The following is a 16,478-nucleotide window of genomic DNA, read 5'->3' as shown; positions in this document are numbered from 1 at the left end:
ACGGTTTTACAGTGCGTTGCTGCAACCTTGCCCCGTTGCCAGGAAACGGCTTTCGTATCTTCCGGGCCGGTCCGGCGGTCAGCCCCGGCCCTTGTCGACGCCAAGCAGAAGGTCAGGCGGAATCCTGCGTTTCTCGGCCGTCTTGCGCACCTCTTCCTGAAGGATGGGGCTGCGCTTGAGCAACCGGCGAAAGCGGCTTTCGTCCAGTTCCAGCAGCGTCGTGGGGGTCAGCGCGCGAACCTCGGTGCGGCGCGGCTTGTGCATCAGGATGGCCATCTGCCCGAACATCTCGCCGCGCCCCAGCCGCCATGTCTGGCCCGCGGTCTCAAGCTCGACCGCGCCGGTGGCGATGAAGAAGACGCTGCGCGCCGCGCTGTCCTTGCGCACGATCACGTCGCCCGCGTTCACATAGCGCGCGACCAGCGTCTTGCTGAGGCGCTTGACCGTCGCGTCGCCCAGATCGGCAAAAAGCGGAAGCTGCCGGACCAGTTCAACCCGTTGCAGCGCAAGGTCGAGGCGCGGGCGTTCCTCGGCGGCGGCGCGGCGCGCCGCGATCTGCTGCATCAGCGCGGTGTGCAGCTCTTCCCCGATCAGGCCGTCCTCGCGCATCGTCTGGTATTCGCGCTCTTCCATGCGCAGGGCGGTGCGGCGGATGAAGCGGCGCTCCAGCTCTTCGGCATAGCCGGGATATTGCAGCCGCAGCCCGTCCAGCGCGGTTTCCACCATCTCCTGCCGCCGGGCCAGCAGTTCCTGAAGCAGATCGGCCACGCGCCGCCCGTGGATGCGGCGGATGCGGTTGCCGATGAAGCCGTCCAGATCGCGCAGGATCAGCCGCTGCGACAAGAGCGTCTCGAAGCGATCGGCGGTCATGCGCGCCAGCGGCCCCGAGATGCCCAGCCGGTTGTGCAGCCGCGCCGCCGCACGGAAGGCACGCCCATAGCTGACGCTGATCCGCGCGGCCTGGCGATATCCGTTGCGCCCGCCCACGCGGGTCGCCTCGATCAGGCGGTCGGCATCCGACAGCGCCCGTTCGGCCAGCCGGGCCGAGATCGTCCTTTCACGCACCTGCAACAGGATCGTGTCGCGCTCGGCCCCGGTCAGCGCCAGAAGCCCCAGCGTGATGCGGTCGCGGTCCAGGATGGCGGTGTCTTCCTCGGCGGTGCGGACGGCATCGTCAAGGCGCGCGCCAAAGCGCTTGGCCTCGCTGCGCACGATGTCATGGGTCAAGTCGTAGCTTTCGGTGGTGCGCGCCATGTCCTCGCGCACGGTCTGAAGCGCCACGGCGACGACCTGGTTCGACAGCGCCTGATCAATCGGCGTCAGCCTGTCGAGCCCCAGCCGGGAAATGATCCATCGCAGGGTGGAGCCCTGCGCGATCAGCGTGAACAGCGTGAACCCCGTGGCCAGAATCCCCACGAGGCGCTTGACCTCGATCGGCACGCGGAAGCTTTCGGTCACCGCAAGGGCAAGGGCCAGCGTCACCGCCCCGCGCAGCCCGCCCCACAGGATCGCGTAGCGATAGGGGCGCTCGACCGCCGGCGACAGTCCCGTTAGGCTGAGAAGCGGCAGAAAGCCGAACAGCATCACCACACGCGCGGCAACTGCGGCGACGATCACCACACCGATCAGCGCGATGTCGGTCAGGCGCACCTCTTCCATCAGGCGCGGGATCAGCAGCGCGGCCAGCACGAAGATCAGCGCCCCGGCCCAATGCGCCAGAAGGTCCCAGACCTCGCGCAGGTTGGTCCAGGCCTGCGGCGGAAGGCGCCCCGGCGCCGTCAGGTTCAGCGTTAGCCCCGCCGCCACCACCGCGATCACGCCCGATGCGCCCACGCTTTGTTCGGCCACGATGAAGGCAAGGTAGGGCAGCGCCACCGAAATCGAGGCCACGGCAAGCTCGTATCGGGCGAACAGCGCCATGACCCAGGCCGCCAGCCGCGCGGCCAGCCAGCCGGTGAAGGCGCCCCCCACGATCAGCATCGGAAATTGCGACAGCGCGTGTTGCAGCGACGGATCGGGCACGCCCAGCATCACGAAGCCCATGAACAGGCCGAACAGCGCGATCGCCGCGGCGTCGTTCAGCAGACTTTCGCCCTCGATGATCCGCGCCAGCCGCTTGGGCGCCGAGATCGAGCGGAAGATCCCAACGACGGCAGAGGGGTCGGTGGTGGAGACGATTGCCCCGATCAGCATGCAGGCGCCAAGCGGCAGCGCCGATGTCCAGGACAGCGCGTAGCCCACGAAGACCGTGGCCACCACCACCGCCAGAACCGCCATCACCAGGATCGGCACCCAGTCGTCCAGCATGCGCCGCAGGTTCATCCCCAGTGTGGCCTGAAACAGCAGCGTCGGCAGCAGGACATAGATGAACACGTTGGAGCGGATCGGCAGGCCGAGGATCGCCTCGGCCACGGGGTTGAGCGCGTCGGTCAGCTCGGTCTGAAGGAAAAAGGTCGCCCCGACGGCGATCAGGATGCCCAGTGCGGCAAGGATCACGCTGTAGGGCAAACGGAAACGCGCGGCCAGCGGCTCGGCAATTCCGATGACCAGAAAAAGCGATGCAATGATCGTGGTGACAAGAACGATATCCATTGCCCTGAAACATAAGCCGAAAACCGGGCAATGGAAATCACGCTCATAATGGCGGTGACGTTTTCGTCAGGCAGGGTCAGGCGCCGGTGCGCGGGGCTTTCAGGGCGGCGATCTCGGCCGCATTCAGCAGGCGCGAACGGGTCAGGAAGCGTCGCTCGCGCCCGTTATCCAGGCTGAACATCCCGCCCCGCCCCGGCACCACGTCAAGGATCAGCCGCGTGTGTTTCCAAGCCTCGAATTGCGGCCCCGAAATCCAGACCTCGGCCCCGCCGATCGTGCCAAGGCAGACATCGCCCTGACCCAGGCGGAATTCGCCCTTGGGGTAACACATCGCGGAAGATCCGTCGCAGCAGCCGCCGGACTGGTGGAACATGATCTCGCCATGCTCGGCGCGGATCTCGGCAATCAGGTCAAGCGCGGCCTGCGTGGCGGCCACGCGGCCCTCCGGATCGGTTTGCGCAACGGACACGTCGCCGGTTGCGCAGGCGATGGGGGTTTCGTCCATTCCGGCCTCCGGGGTTCGAATGCGAAAGGCGCGCGGGGAGGGGATGCCCCGCCCCGCGCGGGTCAGGCCGGCCTCAGAAGAAGCCGAGCTTGTTGGGGTTGTAGCTGACCAGCATGTTTTTGGTCTGCTGATAGTGGTCGAGCATCATCTTGTGCGTCTCGCGCCCGATGCCCGATTGCTTGTAGCCGCCAAAGGCCGCATGGGCGGGATAGGCGTGGTAGTTGTTCACCCAGACGCGGCCCGCCTGGATCGCCCGGCCGAAGCGGAAGCAGGTATTGGCATCGCGTGACCAGACCCCGGCCCCAAGGCCGTAAAGCGTGTCATTGGCGATCTCCAGCGCCTCGTTTTCGTCCTTGAAGGTCGTGACCGACACGACGGGGCCGAAGATTTCCTCCTGGAAGACGCGCATCTTGTTGTGGCCCTTCAGGATCGTCGGCTTGATGAAATAGCCGCTGGACAATTCGCCCCCCAGATCGGCCGCGCTGCCGCCGGTCAGGACCTCGGCGCCTTCCTGGCGGCCGATATCGAGATAGCTGAGGATCTTGTCGCGCTGTTCGGACGAGGCCTGTGCGCCCATCATCGTCGTGCCGGTGCGCGGGTCGCCCATCACGATGGCTTCGGTGCGCCGGATCGCGCGTTCCATGAAGGCGTCGTAGATGTCTTCGTGGATTAGTGCGCGGCTGGGGCAGGTGCAGACCTCGCCCTGGTTCAACGCGAACATCACGAAACCCTCGATCGCCTTGTCGAGGAAGGCGTCATCCTCGCGCATCACGTCTTTGTGGAAGATGTTGGGCGACTTGCCCCCCAGTTCCAGCGTGACCGGGATCAGGTTTTCGGTGGCGTATTGCATGATCAGCCGGCCGGTCGTGGTTTCGCCGGTGAAGGCGATCTTGGCGATGCGCGGGCTTTGTGCCAGCGGCTTGCCCGCCTCGAGCCCGAAGCCGTTGACGATGTTGAGCACACCCGGCGGCAAGGCCTCCGCGATCAGCTCGGCAAAGACCATGATCGTTGCGGGGGTCTGCTCGGCGGGTTTGAGCACCACGCAGTTGCCCGCGGCAAGCGCCGGGGCAAGCTTCCATGTAGCCATCAGCAGCGGAAAGTTCCACGGGATGATCTGGCCCACGACGCCAAGCGGCTCGTGGAAGTGATAGGCGACGGTGTCGTCGTCGATCTCGCTCATGGTGCCTTCCTGCGCGCGCAGGACGCCGGCGAAATAGCGGAAATGGTCCACCGCAAGCGGCAGGTCGGCGGCCATGGTTTCGCGGATCGCCTTGCCGTTATCCCAGGTTTCGCAGGTCGCCAGCAGCTCGAGATTGGCTTCCATGATGTCGGCAATCTTCAGCAGCGCGGCGGCCCGGCCGGCAGGCGCGGTGCGGCCCCAGCCGTCCTTGGCGGCATGCGCGGCATCCAGCGCCGCATTGATGTCATCGGCGTCCGAGCGCGCGATCTCGTTGATGACGGCGCCGGTGATCGGGGTGGTATTCTCGAAGTAGCGGCCTTTCTTCGGTGGTACGAACTTGCCGCCGATGAAGTTGTCGTAACGGGTCTTGAAGGGCGAGGCAAACTGTCCCGCTTTCTGGGTCATCTCGTTCATCTGGTATCCTCCCAATGTCCGGTCCTCCAACCGGATGAAAGGATGCTGAAATGGATTTGCGGATATGTCAGCCCGCCCGCACACGATGAGGATGGGCATCTGTCTCAGATCTGAGACAGCTCAGTCCGCGCTTTCGTTGATGCCCAGCCGGTTCATGCGCCGGTAAAGCGTGGCGCGCCCCACGCCAAGCGCCCGCGCCGCCTGCGAGACATTGCCGCCCGCCCGCGTCAGCGCCCGAATCACTGCCGCGCGTTCGGCCTTTTCAAAGCCCGAGGGGCCATCGCCGCGCCCGAAGATGTCCGAGGCGGGCAGCGGCGCAAGCGGGCCGCTGGAGCCAAGCCCGAAGGCCTTGCGCGCGCCGCGGGTGGCGCCGACGACGATATCGTCCTGATCGACGGCCAGAAGCATCGCCGCGTCGGAATCGTCGCTGTCGGCAAAGATGATGCGCGCTCCGGGAAACGAGGCGCGGAAGTTGTCGGCCTCGATCTGGCGGGCGGTCTGCGCCACGGTTGCCGCGATCAGCCGGTTGAAGGCCTCGGTCTGGTCAGCACGCGCCGAGGACACGTCAAGCGCGGCGACGATGGTGCCGTCCGCGCCGTAGATCGGGGCGTCCATGCAGCTCATGCCGGTGTTGCGGGCCAGGAAATGTTCGTCGCGGTGGATGATGAGGCGGCGGTTTTCGGCGATGCAGGTGCCGATCCCGTTGGTGCCTTCGGCGGCCTCGCTCCAGTCCGCGCCCTGCCACAGGCCCCAGGACTTGAACACCTCGGCATCGCCGTCCGCGCAGCGCTGATCCAGCACGACGCCCCCGGCATCCGTCAGAAGGACCGCACAACCCGAATTGCCCACAAGGCCGAAAAGCTGGTCAAGCTTGGGCGCGGCAACCTGAAGGAACTGCTCCATCTCGGCGCGGCGTGCGTTCAGCGCGGTTTCCTCGACACGTTCGGGGGCGCGGTGTTCGCCGGGGTCAAGCCCGTGCTTGAAGATCGACCGCCGCCAGGATGCGGCGATCCTCGACAGGGCAGGGGCCGTGTCGGAATGAGAGGTTTCGATGACCCTCTCGATATGTTTGCGATCAAGGGAAATCCGTTCTCTCCCGGTCCGGATCCTCTGTGGTCCCTCAATGATACCCACGCCCGGCATCGCATTGCAATCGGCGCGTGTTCACCCCCGCACAGGGGATGCGCGGGGCGGTCCGGTGGACGCAAGGCCCCGCGCGGCCTAGATGTGCCTCAACAGACAGGAGGACGCCATGAGCTGGAACCCCGCGCTTGATCCCGATCTGCCCAAGGGCGATGCCGTTGATGCCATCGAAACCGTGATCGTGCCGCGCGCCCGCGATCTGGGCGGCTTCGAGGTGCGCCGCGCGCTGCCCTCGGTCGCCCGCCAGATGGTGGGGCCGTTCATCTTCTTCGATCAGATGGGCCCGGTCGAGTTCCTGACCGGGCAGGGCATCGACGTGCGCCCGCATCCGCATATCGGGCTGGCCACGGTCACCTATCTTCTGCAAGGGCGGCTGCACCACCGCGACAGTCTGGGCAGCGATCAGTGGATCACCCCCGGCGCGGTGAACTGGATGACCGCGGGCTACGGCATCACCCATTCCGAACGCACCGATGGCGAGGTGCGCGACAGGGGGCAGACGCTGTTCGGCATCCAGACCTGGGTTGCCCTGCCCAAGGACGCCGAGGATGGCGCGGCCGGTTTCACCCATGTCGGCGCCGAGGAACTGCCGGTCCTTGACGCCGAGGGTATCCGCCTGCGGCTGGTTCTGGGCGAGGCCTGGGGCGCGCGCGCGCCGCTGCCGCTGCCCTCCGAGATGTTTTATGCCGATATCGACCTGGCCCCCGGTGCAGGCGTGCCCCTGCCGGACAATCACGAGGACCGGGGCGTCTATGTGCTGGGGGGGTCGGTCCGGGTCGGCGATCAGCGCTTCGAGGCGGGGCGGATGCTGATCTTCCGCCCCGGCGATGCGATCTCGGTCCATGCGGGCGATGCGGGGGCGCGGCTGATGATGCTGGGCGGCGCCACGCTGGAGGGGCCGCGCTATATCTGGTGGAATTTCGTGGCCTCGTCGCGCGAACGGATCGACGCGGCGAAAGAGGCATGGCGCGCGGGGGACTGGGCGCATGGCCGCTTTCGCCTGCCGCCGGGCGACGATCGGGAATTCATCCCCGCGCCCGAACGCTGAGGGGCGCGGCCGGGCGCGAAACTTTTATGTCGCGCCCGCTTGACGCCGCCTTCGGGGCTGCGTAATACGCTTTCCACGCTCGGACGGCGATCCGGGTGGGTGGACATGCGGTTGTAGCTCAGTTGGTTAGAGTACCGGCCTGTCACGCCGGGGGTCGCGGGTTCGAGCCCCGTCAACCGCGCCACCCACCGGATCGCCCGGGCGTTACAAGACCCGCGCGGTTGTAGCTCAGTTGGTTAGAGTACCGGCCTGTCACGCCGGGGGTCGCGGGTTCGAGCCCCGTCAACCGCGCCAGTCTTGATTTTCCCGAAAGGACCACGATGCTTCGCAGGCTTTACGACCGCATCGGCCTGACCGAGGCGGCGCTGGTCGCGCTGACGCTGGGGCTCGCGCCGTTCACGCCCGAGCCGCATGTCTGGGAAAAGCTGCGCCTGCTGGCGCAGGGCGCGCTGGTGCGCCCGCTCGACTGGTTCGACCTGGCGCTGCACGGGCTGCCCTGGCTTCTCTTCGCGGCCAAGGCGATCGAGGCGCTGCGCCGGCGCGCCTGACCCCGCGCGCGCCACGCCGCTTGCCCCTGCCGGTCACGCGCCGCTATAGCAGGGGCAGAGATTCCGGAGGGGCCGCGATGAAAGACACCGAGACGAGCGAGACGCTGATCGAAAGCATGGGGCAGGCCGCGCGCGCGGCCGCGGTCGCGCTTTCCGTCGCGCCAGCCGATCAGCGTGCCCGCGGCCTTCAGGCGGCGGCCGACGCGGTGGATGCAGAGCGCGCCGGGATACTGGCCGCCAATGCGCGCGACATGGCGCTTGGCCGCGAAAAGGGGCTGTCGGCCGCCATGCTCGACCGGCTGCTGCTGGACGATGCGCGTATCGACGGCATCGTGGCGGGGCTGCGCGCGGTCGCGGCCCAGCCCGACCCGCTGGGGGCGGTGATCGCCGCTTGGGACATGCCTTCGGGGCTGCATATCGAACGCGTGCGCACGCCCCTTGGCGTGATCGGCGTGATCTATGAATCGCGCCCCAACGTGACGGCGGATGCGGGCGCGCTGTGCCTGAAGTCGGGCAATGCGGTGATCCTGCGGGGTGGCTCGGAAAGCTTCCATTCCTCGGGTGCGATCCATGCCTGCATGGTCGAGGGTTTGCGCGCCGCGGGCCTGCCCGAGGCCGCGATCCAGCTTGTCCCCACGCGCGACCGCGCGGCGGTTGCGGCCATGCTGCGCGCGGTTGCCCATATCGACGTGATCGTGCCGCGCGGCGGCAAGGGACTCGTGGGGCTGGTGCAGGCCGAGGCGCGCGTGCCGGTCTTCGCCCATCTCGAAGGCATCTGCCACATCTATGCCGATGGCGCGGCCGATCTGGACAAGGCGCGCCGCGTGGTGCTGAACGCCAAGACGCGCCGCACCGGCATCTGTGGCGCGGCCGAATGCCTGCTGATCGACCGGGCCTTCTATGCCCGCCACGGCGCGGTGCTGATCGAGGATCTTCTGGCCGCGGGCGTCGAAGTGCGCGCCGAGGGCGAACTGGCCCGCATTCCGGGCACCGTGCCGGCCGGCCCCGACGATTTCGGGCAGGAGTTCCTTGACAAGATCATCGCCGCGCGTCTGGTCGATGGCGTGGACGGGGCGATCGCGCATATCCGGCGCTATGGCTCGAACCACACCGAATCGATCCTGACCGAGGATGATGCGGCCGCCGCGCGCTTCTTCAGCCATCTCGATAGCGCGATCCTGATGCGCAACGCCTCGACCCAGTTCGCCGATGGCGGCGAATTCGGCATGGGCGCCGAGATCGGCATCGCCACGGGCAAGCTGCATGCGCGCGGCCCGGTCGGGGCCGAGCAGCTTACCTCGTTCAAGTATCTGGTGACGGGGGACGGCACGATCCGGCCCTGAGCCGGACCCCGGCGCCCCGGCGTCAGAAGGTGATCAGCGCCCCTTCGGGGGCCACGTCCCAGCCGATCACGCGGCCCTGGCGCCGCGCCTCTTGCGCCAGAAGGGCGAATTGCACCTGTGCGGGGGTCATCGGGGCGTGCGGGGCCGCGCCCTCAAGCACGGCCCAGAGCGCGGCGTCGGGCTTTGTTTTGCGCGCCCCGGCCGTCAGCCGCCAGCTCGCCCCCTCTTGTTCGATCGTGACGGTTCCGCCCCATGGCATCGCGGTTTCAAGGCACAAAAGCCCCAGTAGCACAAGCTTGACCGACAGGCGCGCCTGATCGCCGGTTGCCTGCCAGCTTACCGCCAGCCGGCTGCCGCGATAGGTTTCCGCCAGAAGCGCCTCGATCTCGGGCATGCCGAGCCGCTGGTCGGCCGTGGCCTGCCCGAAGGCTACGCGAAAGAACTTCAGCCGCGCGTTCGCGCTTGTCACGGCCTGCGCGATCAGGTCGAGTTCGGGGCCGGAGCGCGCGCCCGACATCGACAGAAGCTCCACCCCATTGCCGATGGCGCCCAAAGGGCTGATAAGGTCGTGGCACAGGCGCGACCCGACCAACCCGGTCAGATCGTCGGGCAGCGGCGGGGAAATCGGGTCAAGGGGCATGATATGGTCCAGGCAAGGTGTTGGCATGAATGAATTTCTGGAACCCGGAATGCTGGTCAGGAACCCGCAGGCGCCGGATTGGGGGATCGGTCAGGTGCAATCGCGCATCGGGGATCGGATCACGGTGAATTTCGAGCATATGGGCAAGCAGGTCATCGACGGACGCAGGGTTGCGCTGCAATTGGTGATCGAGGATCGAGATTAAAATAAAGTTACTGGCAACGCTCCTAATGAAGTCGAAATACAACCACAAGGCGAATATGTGGATCTGGCCGCGCCGCGCTTTCGGTTGCAATGCGGATGTGGGTTGCCTACAACCCCGAAAGAAGCCCCGAAGGGCCATATTGGCAGCAGGCAGATGACGCCCGACACCTCATTCTTCGAGATACGTTTGGCCACCGAAGCGGGCGATTTGAAAGCCGCGCAACGGCTGCGCTATGCCGTCTTCGTCGAGGAACTGGGCGCGGACGGGCCCTTCGTCGATCATGCCGCGCGGCTGGAGCGGGACGAATTCGACGCGGTCTATGACCACCTGATCTTGGTCGATACCCGGCGCGACGCGGCGGCGCTTGACCATGTGGTCGGCGTCTACAGGCTTCTGCTGTCCGAGCGGGCCGCGGCCTTCGGGCGGTTCTATTGCGACGGCGAATACGATCTTGATCCGCTGCGCGCCTCCGGGCGGCGGCTGTTGGAGCTTGGACGCTCTTGCGTGCATCCCGACTATCGGGGCGGGGCGGCGATGTTCCTTCTGTGGAACGCGCTTGCGCAATATGTGCTTGACCACGGGGTCGAGATCCTGTTCGGCGTGGCCTCCTTCCACGGCACGGACCCGCAGGCGCTTGCCGCGCCGCTGTCCTGGCTGCATCACCATCACCTTGCGCCGCCGCATCTGCGCCCCCGCGCGCTGCCCGCGCATTTCCAGCGCATGGATCTGGTGCCGGCCGATCGGCTTGATCGCAAGGCCGCGATGAAAGAGATGCCCGCGCTGATCAAGGCCTATCTGCGCCTTGGCGGTTTCGTGGGCGAGGGGGCCTATATCGACCACGCCTTTAACACGACCGATGTGCTCTTGCTGATGGATGCCTCGGCCATGAGCCCCAAGCACCGCGAATTCTACACCCGCCGCCACGAGGGCCGGGGATGAGCACCTGGAACGAGGCCCCGCCGCCCCCGTCGCGCCCCCTCGGGCCCATGGGGGTGCTGCGCGCCCTGCTGCGCGGGCTGGTCCTTGGCAGCGTGACCTATGGCGGGCTGTGCCTGCTGTTGCTCGTGCGGCTGATCGAGCGTCCGATCCACGGGTTGCGCCGCCCCTGGACGCCGCATATCACCGTGGCGGTCTGCCGCGCGGCCTTTCCGATCCTGGGCATCGGCTACCGGGTCTCGGGGCGGCCGATGCGCCATATCGGGGCGGTCGTGGCCAATCACGTCTCGTGGCTGGACATCTATGCGCTGAATGCCTGCCAGAAGGTCTATTTCGTCTCCAAGGCCGAGGTGGCGGCCTGGCCCGGGATCGGCTGGCTTGCGCGCGCGACGGGCACCGTCTTCATCCGCCGCGCCCGCGCCGATACGAAGGCGCAGCAGCAGCTTTTCCATGACCGCATCCGCGCGGGTCACCACCTGCTGTTCTTTCCGGAAGGCACCTCGACCGACGGGCTGCGGGTGCTGCCCTTCAAACCCACGCTGTTCCAGCCCTTCCATGACCACGGGCTCGAGCGGGTGATGCAGATCCAGCCGGTCTCGGTGATCTATCACGCGCCCAAGGGCGAGGATCCGCGCTTTTACGGCTGGTGGGGGGACATGGCCTTCGGGCCGCACCTTCTGCGGGTGCTGGCCGCACCACGGCAGGGCGCGGTGGAGATCGTCTTTCACGATCCGGTGCGGGTGCAGGATTTCGCCTCGCGCAAGGCGCTCGCGGCCTGGTGCGAGGCATGCGTGCGTTCCGCGATTGACGAATCCTTGGGCACAGATCGGGTTTCCTGACGGGTTGACGTTACGGCATTTGCAACCCAGAGCATAAAACTGGTGCAAGTTTTCGTTTTTTCCCCTTTGATGTTTACGTTCACGTCAGTATTTTGTGGATAACTTGCCGCGCCCGCGGCGCGCTACGGGGAAGCACGAGAATGCGGGATACTGCCAAGACAAGCGCTGCCAATAACGGATACCGGGGAAGCCTTCTTCCCTGGCGCCGGAGTCGTCACATGACGCAGGAGGCGTCCGAGACCGAAACCTCCGGCGTTACGAAAGAGCAGATCCGTTCGCTGTTCTCGAAGGAGTTGGGCCTTTCGTTGCGCAAGCAGGACAAGGCGGAGCTGGAGCGCGCCCGGCGTATCCGTAGCGCGCTTTACGATCCTGAACTGCGCTGATCTTCCAGCCTGCGCCGATATTCCGCCAGAACGAACAGCCGGATCGCCGTGGCAAGGCCGGTCTGCGGATCGCGCTGATGGTCGATCCGGGCGGCAAGGGCGTTCAGGCCAAGGCCGCGCTCTTCCGCGATCTCGCGGAACGCTTGCCAGAACGCATCTTCCAGAGAAACCGAGGTTCGGTGCCCGTCAAGCGTGAGCGAGCGTTTGGCCGGGCGGCTCATTCCGGGTCCCGCAGATGCGCGTCCAGATGGGCGCGCGCGCGTTCCGCCTGCTGCTTTTCGGCGTCGCGCTGCGCTTTCGTGCGGCCGAATTTCGCAGCGTTTTCATCGCCCTCCGCGCGTTTCTTCGCGCGGGACTTCTGCTTGCGGACCTGGTTCAGATTGACCACTTTGCTCATGCGGCGATGATAGCCGGACCGCGCAAAAAGAAAAGGGCGGCCTGACGCCGCCCTTTGCCGAAATCCGCCCCCGGTTATTTGGGGCCGATCATGTCCTCGGGGCGGACGATGCGGTCGAAGGTGGCCTCGTCCACGAAGCCAAGCCTGATCGCCTCTTCCTTCAGCGTGGTGCCGTTCTTGTGCGCGGTCTTGGCGACCTTGGTGGCGTTGTCATAGCCGATGGTGGGGGCAAGCGCCGTCACCAGCATCAGCGATTCCTTCATCAGCTTGTCGATCCGCGCGGTGTTGGCCTGGGTGCCCGCCACCATGTTGTCGGTGAAGCTGCCCGCCGCGTCGCCCAGAAGCTGCATGGATTGCAGCACGTTGTAGCTCATCATCGGGTTGTAGACGTTCAGTTCGAAATGGCCCTGCGAACCTGCGAAGCCCACGGCCGCGTCATTGCCCATGACATGGGCGCAGACCATGGTCAGCGCCTCGGCCTGCGTCGGGTTCACCTTGCCCGGCATGATCGACGAGCCCGGCTCGTTTTCCGGCAGGATCAGCTCGCCCAGGCCCGAGCGCGGCCCCGAGCCCAGAAGCCGCATGTCGTTGGCGATCTTGAAGAGGCTTGCCGCCACCGTCTTCAGCGCGCCCGAGAACATGACCATCGCGTCATGCGCGGCCAGTGCCTCGAACTTGTTGGGCGCGGTGACGAAGGGCAGGCCGGTGATCGCGGCGATCTCGGCCGCGACGCGGCTGTCCCAGCCTTTCTTGGTGTTCAGCCCGGTGCCGACGGCCGTGCCGCCCTGGGCCAGTTCGTAGATGTCGGGCAGGCACATTTCTACCCGCTTGATGCCCTGCGCGACCTGATGGGCATAGCCCGAGAATTCCTGGCCAAGCGTCAGGGGCGTGGCGTCCTGCGTATGGGTGCGCCCGATCTTGATGATGTCCTTGAATTCTTCGGATTTCGCCACCAGCGCCGCGTGCAGCTTGTGCAGGCCCGGCAGCAGCACATCGCGCGCCATCATGCCGATGGCCACATGCATCGCGGTGGGGAAGGTGTCGTTCGAGGACTGGCCCATGTTGCAATGGTCGTTCGGATGGACGGGCTTCTTGGAGCCCATCACTCCGCCCAGCATCTCGATCGCGCGGTTCGAGATGACCTCGTTGGCGTTCATGTTCGATTGCGTGCCCGAGCCGGTCTGCCACACGACAAGGGGGAAATTGTCGTCGAATTTCCCCTCGATCACCTCGGTCGCGGCGGCGGCGATGGCCTCGGCGATTTCGGGCTCCATGTCGCCCTGCGCCTTGTTGACCTGCGCGCAGGCCTTCTTGATGACGCCAAGCGCGCGGATGATCGCAACCGGCTGGCGTTCCCAGCCGATCGGGAAGTTCATGATCGAGCGCTGCGTCTGCGCGCCCCAGTATTTGTCGGCAGGAACTTCAAGCGGACCAAAGCTGTCGGTTTCGGTACGGGTAGCGGACATGGGGGCCTCCATGAAAATGTCATGCGCGTCATAAGACGCCGAAGGCCATTTTGCAATCGGTATGCGGAGGTATACAGCGCCGGGGCCGTTCCCGGCCCGCTACTTGCGCCATTTGTCGAGGCTGACCACTTCCGCCTCGGTCCGCTCGGCTGGTTCGGCCGGGGTGTCTTCGGGCTCGTCCTCCGCTTCGTCGTATTCGGGCGCCTCGAAGCGCAGCCCGAATTCGACCGAGGGGTCGACGAAGGTGTGGATCGCGTCATAGGGGATGTAAAGCGGCTCGGGGCTGTCGCCGAAGTTCAGCGTGATCGAGAACCCGTCAATGCCCACGTCGAGATCCTCGAACCAGTGCTGGATCACGATGGTCATTTCCTGCGGGTAGCGGTTGCGCAACCAGTCCGCGATCCGGGTGTCCGGGTGGCGGGTGTCGAAGGTGATGAAGAAATGGTGTTCGCCGGGCAGGCCGTTTTGCGCAATATCCTCAAGCACGGTCTGGATGAGCCCGCGCATGGCACGGTGCATCAGGTTGCCGTAGTCAATGCTGCGCGTCATCGCTGCCCTTTCCCGCTTTCGCGCACAGCATAGGGGATTCGTTGCATAAGGGAAGAGGCGCCGAACCTGCCGTGCCTGCGCCGTTCGCCGGCGCTCGGGAGTGGCGTCCGACGAAGGAAATGGCCCCGCGGAAGCCACAAGATCAGCTAAGCCGTTCGCCGGAAAGGCACAAGGCCATGGCCTCGGGGGGCAGGGTGCCGACATGCTCGAACATGGTCATCATGTCAAAGTGATTATAGGCCTCTGCGAAGCGGCGGTCTTCGAAGCGGATCATCATCTGGCCCGAAAACTCCACCGGTTTCTGGCTGTGTGCGGCCTTCGTGCGCACCATCACAAGAACCCAGAGCCAGTCCTCGGTTTCGACGGCACGGGCGATGGTGATCTCTGGTGGGGTCAGCATGTATTGCAGCGCCGGGATCAACTCCCGGAATTCGGCCGGCTGCATGTTCAGCCCGCTCATGAGGCCACTTGCCACGGGGGCGGGCGCAAAAAAGTCGTCGATCGCGGACAGATCACCGCCGATCCAGACCCGGTTAAACCAGTCTTGCAACATCTCGGTTTTGCTGGACATTTCGTTTCCCTGATTTCAATCGCCTGGGAACACGCTGCCACAGAGGGGTTGCGACAGGGTTAACGCGTTGCAATTCGAGAGTGCGTTCTGCAAAAACCGGGGAAAGGTGCAGGATTCTGTTGCCAGGCTCCTGCGGGCCCCGCCTTAGGCTGCTAGGCGTAAGGGCTTAAGGTTTCGGTTACCCGAGCTGCTTACGCAGCCAGAGCGACCGGAGCACGGTTGTCGTTGGCAACTGTACTTTTGCACCGATAACGGTGGTAGCTCACCGAGGCAAAGCATAACCCCTTTAGACGTTCGTCGATCCTGTTTCGGCCCCATTCGCCCCCAACGAGGGATTTTGGTGGAGCCGCCGGGTACCGCCCCCGGGTCCGATCCGTTTATTACGAGCGCGTTTATGCCCATAGTCCGGGCGAACCCGAACGGTTCGAATATAGGAAGGCGGCGGGGGGACTGCAAGCGGTCCGCAACGGCAAACGCCCGGACGTTTCCGTCCGGGCGTCGTGATCGTGCAGGGCATTGATCCGTCGGGATCAGAACCCGGCCTTGATCTTCTCGAACTCGGCCAGCTGGCGTTCGCGCAGGCCGGGGTCGTTCGGCGTCTGCGCAAGGATCGGCGCCGAGATCTCGGTCAGGCCGGCGGTCACGCGGTCCTCTTCGGACACCTTCGCCATCGCGGCGGTGTTGGTGTGGCCATAGCCGATCGCATCCAGCAGTTCGGGGCCCGCATCGGGGCGCAGCCAGGCGTTGATGAAGTCATAGACCTTCTCTTCCGAGCCGGGGCCGTCCTTGAGGTTCACGAAACCGCAGAACCAGGTGGACGAGCCTTCCGTGGCCTCGCGCTGGAAGGCGACGGGATAGTCGTCGTCCTGAAGGTAGGCGACGCCGTCGTTCCAGGACCAGGCCACCAGAACCTCGCCCGAGGCCATGATCTGCGACATCTCGGCCGGATCGGACCAGTAGGAGCGGATGTTCTTGTGCGCCTCGCGCAGCCAGGCGGCGGCGGCGGCGAACTGTTCGTCGCTGATATCGGTCCAGTCGGTCACGCCGGTGGCCAGATAGGCAAGCGCCCAGACATCGTCCGAGCTGTCGGGCATCGAGGTGCGCCCGGCATATTTCGGGTTCAGGAACACGTCGAGCGAGGCGACGTCCTCGGCCGGCACCTCATCGGGGTTGTAGGCCACCGCGGTCACGCCCCAGTCGGCCGGAATATACCAGACGCCCTGGTCGTCCTTGAAGATCGGAGAATCAAGGAAGCGCGGTGCTATATTGTCGAATTCCGGGATCTTCGAGACGTCCCACGGCTCGATCAGGCCGGCATCGCGGTATTTCGACACCATCTGAGAGCAGGGATGCGCGACATCGGCCTTGAAGCCGGAGGCCAGCTTTTGATAGGCCTCGTCGTCATCGCCGTAGAAGGCATAGGACGGCCGGTCGCCGTATTTCTCGACATAGGTTGCGAAAAGGCCCTCTTCCTCGAAGCCGGCCCAGTCGAAGACCAGCAGCTCGGGGTCGCCCGCGCGCGCCGGCAGGCTCAGCGCCGAAAGGGCCACACCGGCCAGCAGAACAGTGGTTTTCTTCATGTCATCCCCGTGGTTTTCAGTGTTTCTGATCATGACGCTAAAGCGCGTCGTGCGGACCGACAAGAGCAAAATCCTTTTGCCCTGCCCATGCCTTGCACAGGTGCGGGCGCTTGACGTTGCGCTACCGATACGGGCATCC

The 16,478-nt window shown here is 65.7% G+C and carries 18 protein-coding genes, 2 tRNA genes and 1 other RNA gene; 9 read left to right on the top strand and 12 right to left on the bottom strand.

Annotation, left to right across the window (positions count from 1 at the left end):
- Positions 1-78 precede the first annotated feature (78 nt).
- From AC4PTO_RS10060 to AC4PTO_RS10045, 4 genes are all read right to left on the bottom strand, one after another.
- Positions 79-2,592 carry a cation:proton antiporter gene (locus tag AC4PTO_RS10060; RefSeq protein ID WP_492728114.1) on the bottom strand — a complete coding sequence of 838 codons (2,514 nt, stop codon included), beginning with the start codon at positions 2,590-2,592 and terminating at the stop codon, positions 79-81.
- Positions 2,593-2,668: 76 nt separating this feature from the next.
- Positions 2,669-3,097, bottom strand: a complete 429-nt coding sequence (locus AC4PTO_RS10055) for a DUF779 domain-containing protein (RefSeq protein ID WP_492728112.1) — start codon at positions 3,095-3,097, stop codon at positions 2,669-2,671.
- Between the two features lie 73 nt (positions 3,098-3,170).
- Positions 3,171-4,691, bottom strand: a complete 1,521-nt coding sequence (adh, locus tag AC4PTO_RS10050; protein WP_492728110.1) for an aldehyde dehydrogenase — start codon at positions 4,689-4,691, stop codon at positions 3,171-3,173.
- A 120-nt stretch (positions 4,692-4,811) separates the two neighbouring features.
- Positions 4,812-5,678, bottom strand: coding sequence for a helix-turn-helix domain-containing protein (locus tag AC4PTO_RS10045; RefSeq protein WP_492733598.1), 867 nt, complete (start codon positions 5,676-5,678; stop codon positions 4,812-4,814).
- 265 nt (positions 5,679-5,943) lie between these two features.
- Between AC4PTO_RS10045 and AC4PTO_RS10040 the strand changes: the two genes are divergently transcribed.
- The 5 genes from AC4PTO_RS10040 to AC4PTO_RS10020 all read left to right on the top strand — a co-directional run bounded on the left by AC4PTO_RS10040 (position 5,944) and on the right by AC4PTO_RS10020 (position 8,773).
- Positions 5,944-6,882 carry a pirin family protein gene (locus AC4PTO_RS10040; RefSeq protein ID WP_492728108.1) on the top strand — a complete coding sequence of 313 codons (939 nt, stop codon included), beginning with the start codon at positions 5,944-5,946 and terminating at the stop codon, positions 6,880-6,882.
- Between the two features lie 107 nt (positions 6,883-6,989).
- Positions 6,990-7,066 (top strand) — tRNA-Asp (locus AC4PTO_RS10035).
- 33 nt (positions 7,067-7,099) lie between these two features.
- A tRNA-Asp gene (locus tag AC4PTO_RS10030) sits at positions 7,100-7,176 on the top strand.
- A gap of 26 nt (positions 7,177-7,202) precedes the next feature.
- A complete protein-coding gene (locus tag AC4PTO_RS10025; protein WP_492728106.1) occupies positions 7,203-7,430 on the top strand; it encodes an RND transporter in 228 nt (75 codons plus the stop codon).
- A 77-nt stretch (positions 7,431-7,507) separates the two neighbouring features.
- Positions 7,508-8,773, top strand: a complete 1,266-nt coding sequence (locus AC4PTO_RS10020) for a glutamate-5-semialdehyde dehydrogenase (protein ID WP_492728104.1) — start codon at positions 7,508-7,510, stop codon at positions 8,771-8,773.
- 22 nt (positions 8,774-8,795) lie between these two features.
- On the opposite strand, the gene AC4PTO_RS10015 is transcribed toward AC4PTO_RS10020, so the two are convergent.
- Entirely contained in the window at positions 8,796-9,440 is a 645-nt protein-coding gene (locus AC4PTO_RS10015; protein WP_492728103.1) for a histidine phosphotransferase family protein, read from the bottom strand.
- Between AC4PTO_RS10015 and AC4PTO_RS10010 the strand changes: the two genes are divergently transcribed.
- From AC4PTO_RS10010 to AC4PTO_RS09995, 4 genes are all read left to right on the top strand, one after another.
- Entirely contained in the window at positions 9,439-9,618 is a 180-nt protein-coding gene (locus AC4PTO_RS10010; protein WP_492728101.1) for a DUF3553 domain-containing protein, read from the top strand. The two genes, AC4PTO_RS10015 and AC4PTO_RS10010, sit on opposite strands and share 2 nt — an antisense overlap.
- Before the next feature lie 153 nt (positions 9,619-9,771).
- Positions 9,772-10,557, top strand: a complete 786-nt coding sequence (gene olsB, locus AC4PTO_RS10005) for an L-ornithine N(alpha)-acyltransferase (protein WP_492728099.1) — start codon at positions 9,772-9,774, stop codon at positions 10,555-10,557.
- A complete protein-coding gene (gene olsA / locus AC4PTO_RS10000; RefSeq protein ID WP_492728097.1) occupies positions 10,554-11,393 on the top strand; it encodes a lyso-ornithine lipid O-acyltransferase in 840 nt (279 codons plus the stop codon). Before olsB ends, olsA begins: the two co-directional genes overlap by 4 nt.
- Before the next feature lie 218 nt (positions 11,394-11,611).
- Positions 11,612-11,776 carry a hypothetical protein gene (locus AC4PTO_RS09995; RefSeq protein ID WP_492728095.1) on the top strand — a complete coding sequence of 55 codons (165 nt, stop codon included), beginning with the start codon at positions 11,612-11,614 and terminating at the stop codon, positions 11,774-11,776.
- On the opposite strand, the gene AC4PTO_RS09990 is transcribed toward AC4PTO_RS09995, so the two are convergent.
- The 7 genes from AC4PTO_RS09990 to AC4PTO_RS09960 all read right to left on the bottom strand — a co-directional run bounded on the left by AC4PTO_RS09990 (position 11,755) and on the right by AC4PTO_RS09960 (position 16,339).
- Positions 11,755-11,997: a ribbon-helix-helix domain-containing protein gene (locus tag AC4PTO_RS09990; protein WP_492728093.1), complete on the bottom strand. Its 243-nt coding sequence runs from the start codon at positions 11,995-11,997 to the stop codon at positions 11,755-11,757. The genes AC4PTO_RS09995 and AC4PTO_RS09990 overlap by 22 nt on opposite strands.
- Positions 11,994-12,173, bottom strand: coding sequence for a DUF4169 family protein (locus AC4PTO_RS09985; protein ID WP_492728091.1), 180 nt, complete (start codon positions 12,171-12,173; stop codon positions 11,994-11,996). Before AC4PTO_RS09985 ends, AC4PTO_RS09990 begins: the two co-directional genes overlap by 4 nt.
- A 74-nt stretch (positions 12,174-12,247) precedes the next feature.
- Positions 12,248-13,639 carry a class II fumarate hydratase gene (gene fumC, locus AC4PTO_RS09980; protein ID WP_492728090.1) on the bottom strand — a complete coding sequence of 464 codons (1,392 nt, stop codon included), beginning with the start codon at positions 13,637-13,639 and terminating at the stop codon, positions 12,248-12,250.
- A 99-nt stretch (positions 13,640-13,738) separates the two neighbouring features.
- The gene (locus tag AC4PTO_RS09975) at positions 13,739-14,188 is read right to left on the bottom strand and encodes an SspB family protein (protein WP_492728088.1); all 450 of its coding nucleotides are present in this window, start codon (positions 14,186-14,188) and stop codon (positions 13,739-13,741) included.
- Between the two features lie 142 nt (positions 14,189-14,330).
- The gene (locus AC4PTO_RS09970; protein ID WP_492728086.1) at positions 14,331-14,759 is read right to left on the bottom strand and encodes a nuclear transport factor 2 family protein; all 429 of its coding nucleotides are present in this window, start codon (positions 14,757-14,759) and stop codon (positions 14,331-14,333) included.
- Between the two features lie 105 nt (positions 14,760-14,864).
- Positions 14,865-15,219: a transfer-messenger RNA gene (ssrA, locus tag AC4PTO_RS09965) on the bottom strand.
- A gap of 70 nt (positions 15,220-15,289) precedes the next feature.
- Positions 15,290-16,339, bottom strand: coding sequence for an ABC transporter substrate-binding protein (locus tag AC4PTO_RS09960; protein WP_492728084.1), 1,050 nt, complete (start codon positions 16,337-16,339; stop codon positions 15,290-15,292).
- Positions 16,340-16,478: the final 139 nt, after the last annotated feature.

It is taken from the genome of Rhodobacter maritimus (assembly GCF_058747975.1).
Note: the sequence above shows the minus strand (reverse complement) of the source record. Positions and strands in the feature narration are given on the sequence as shown.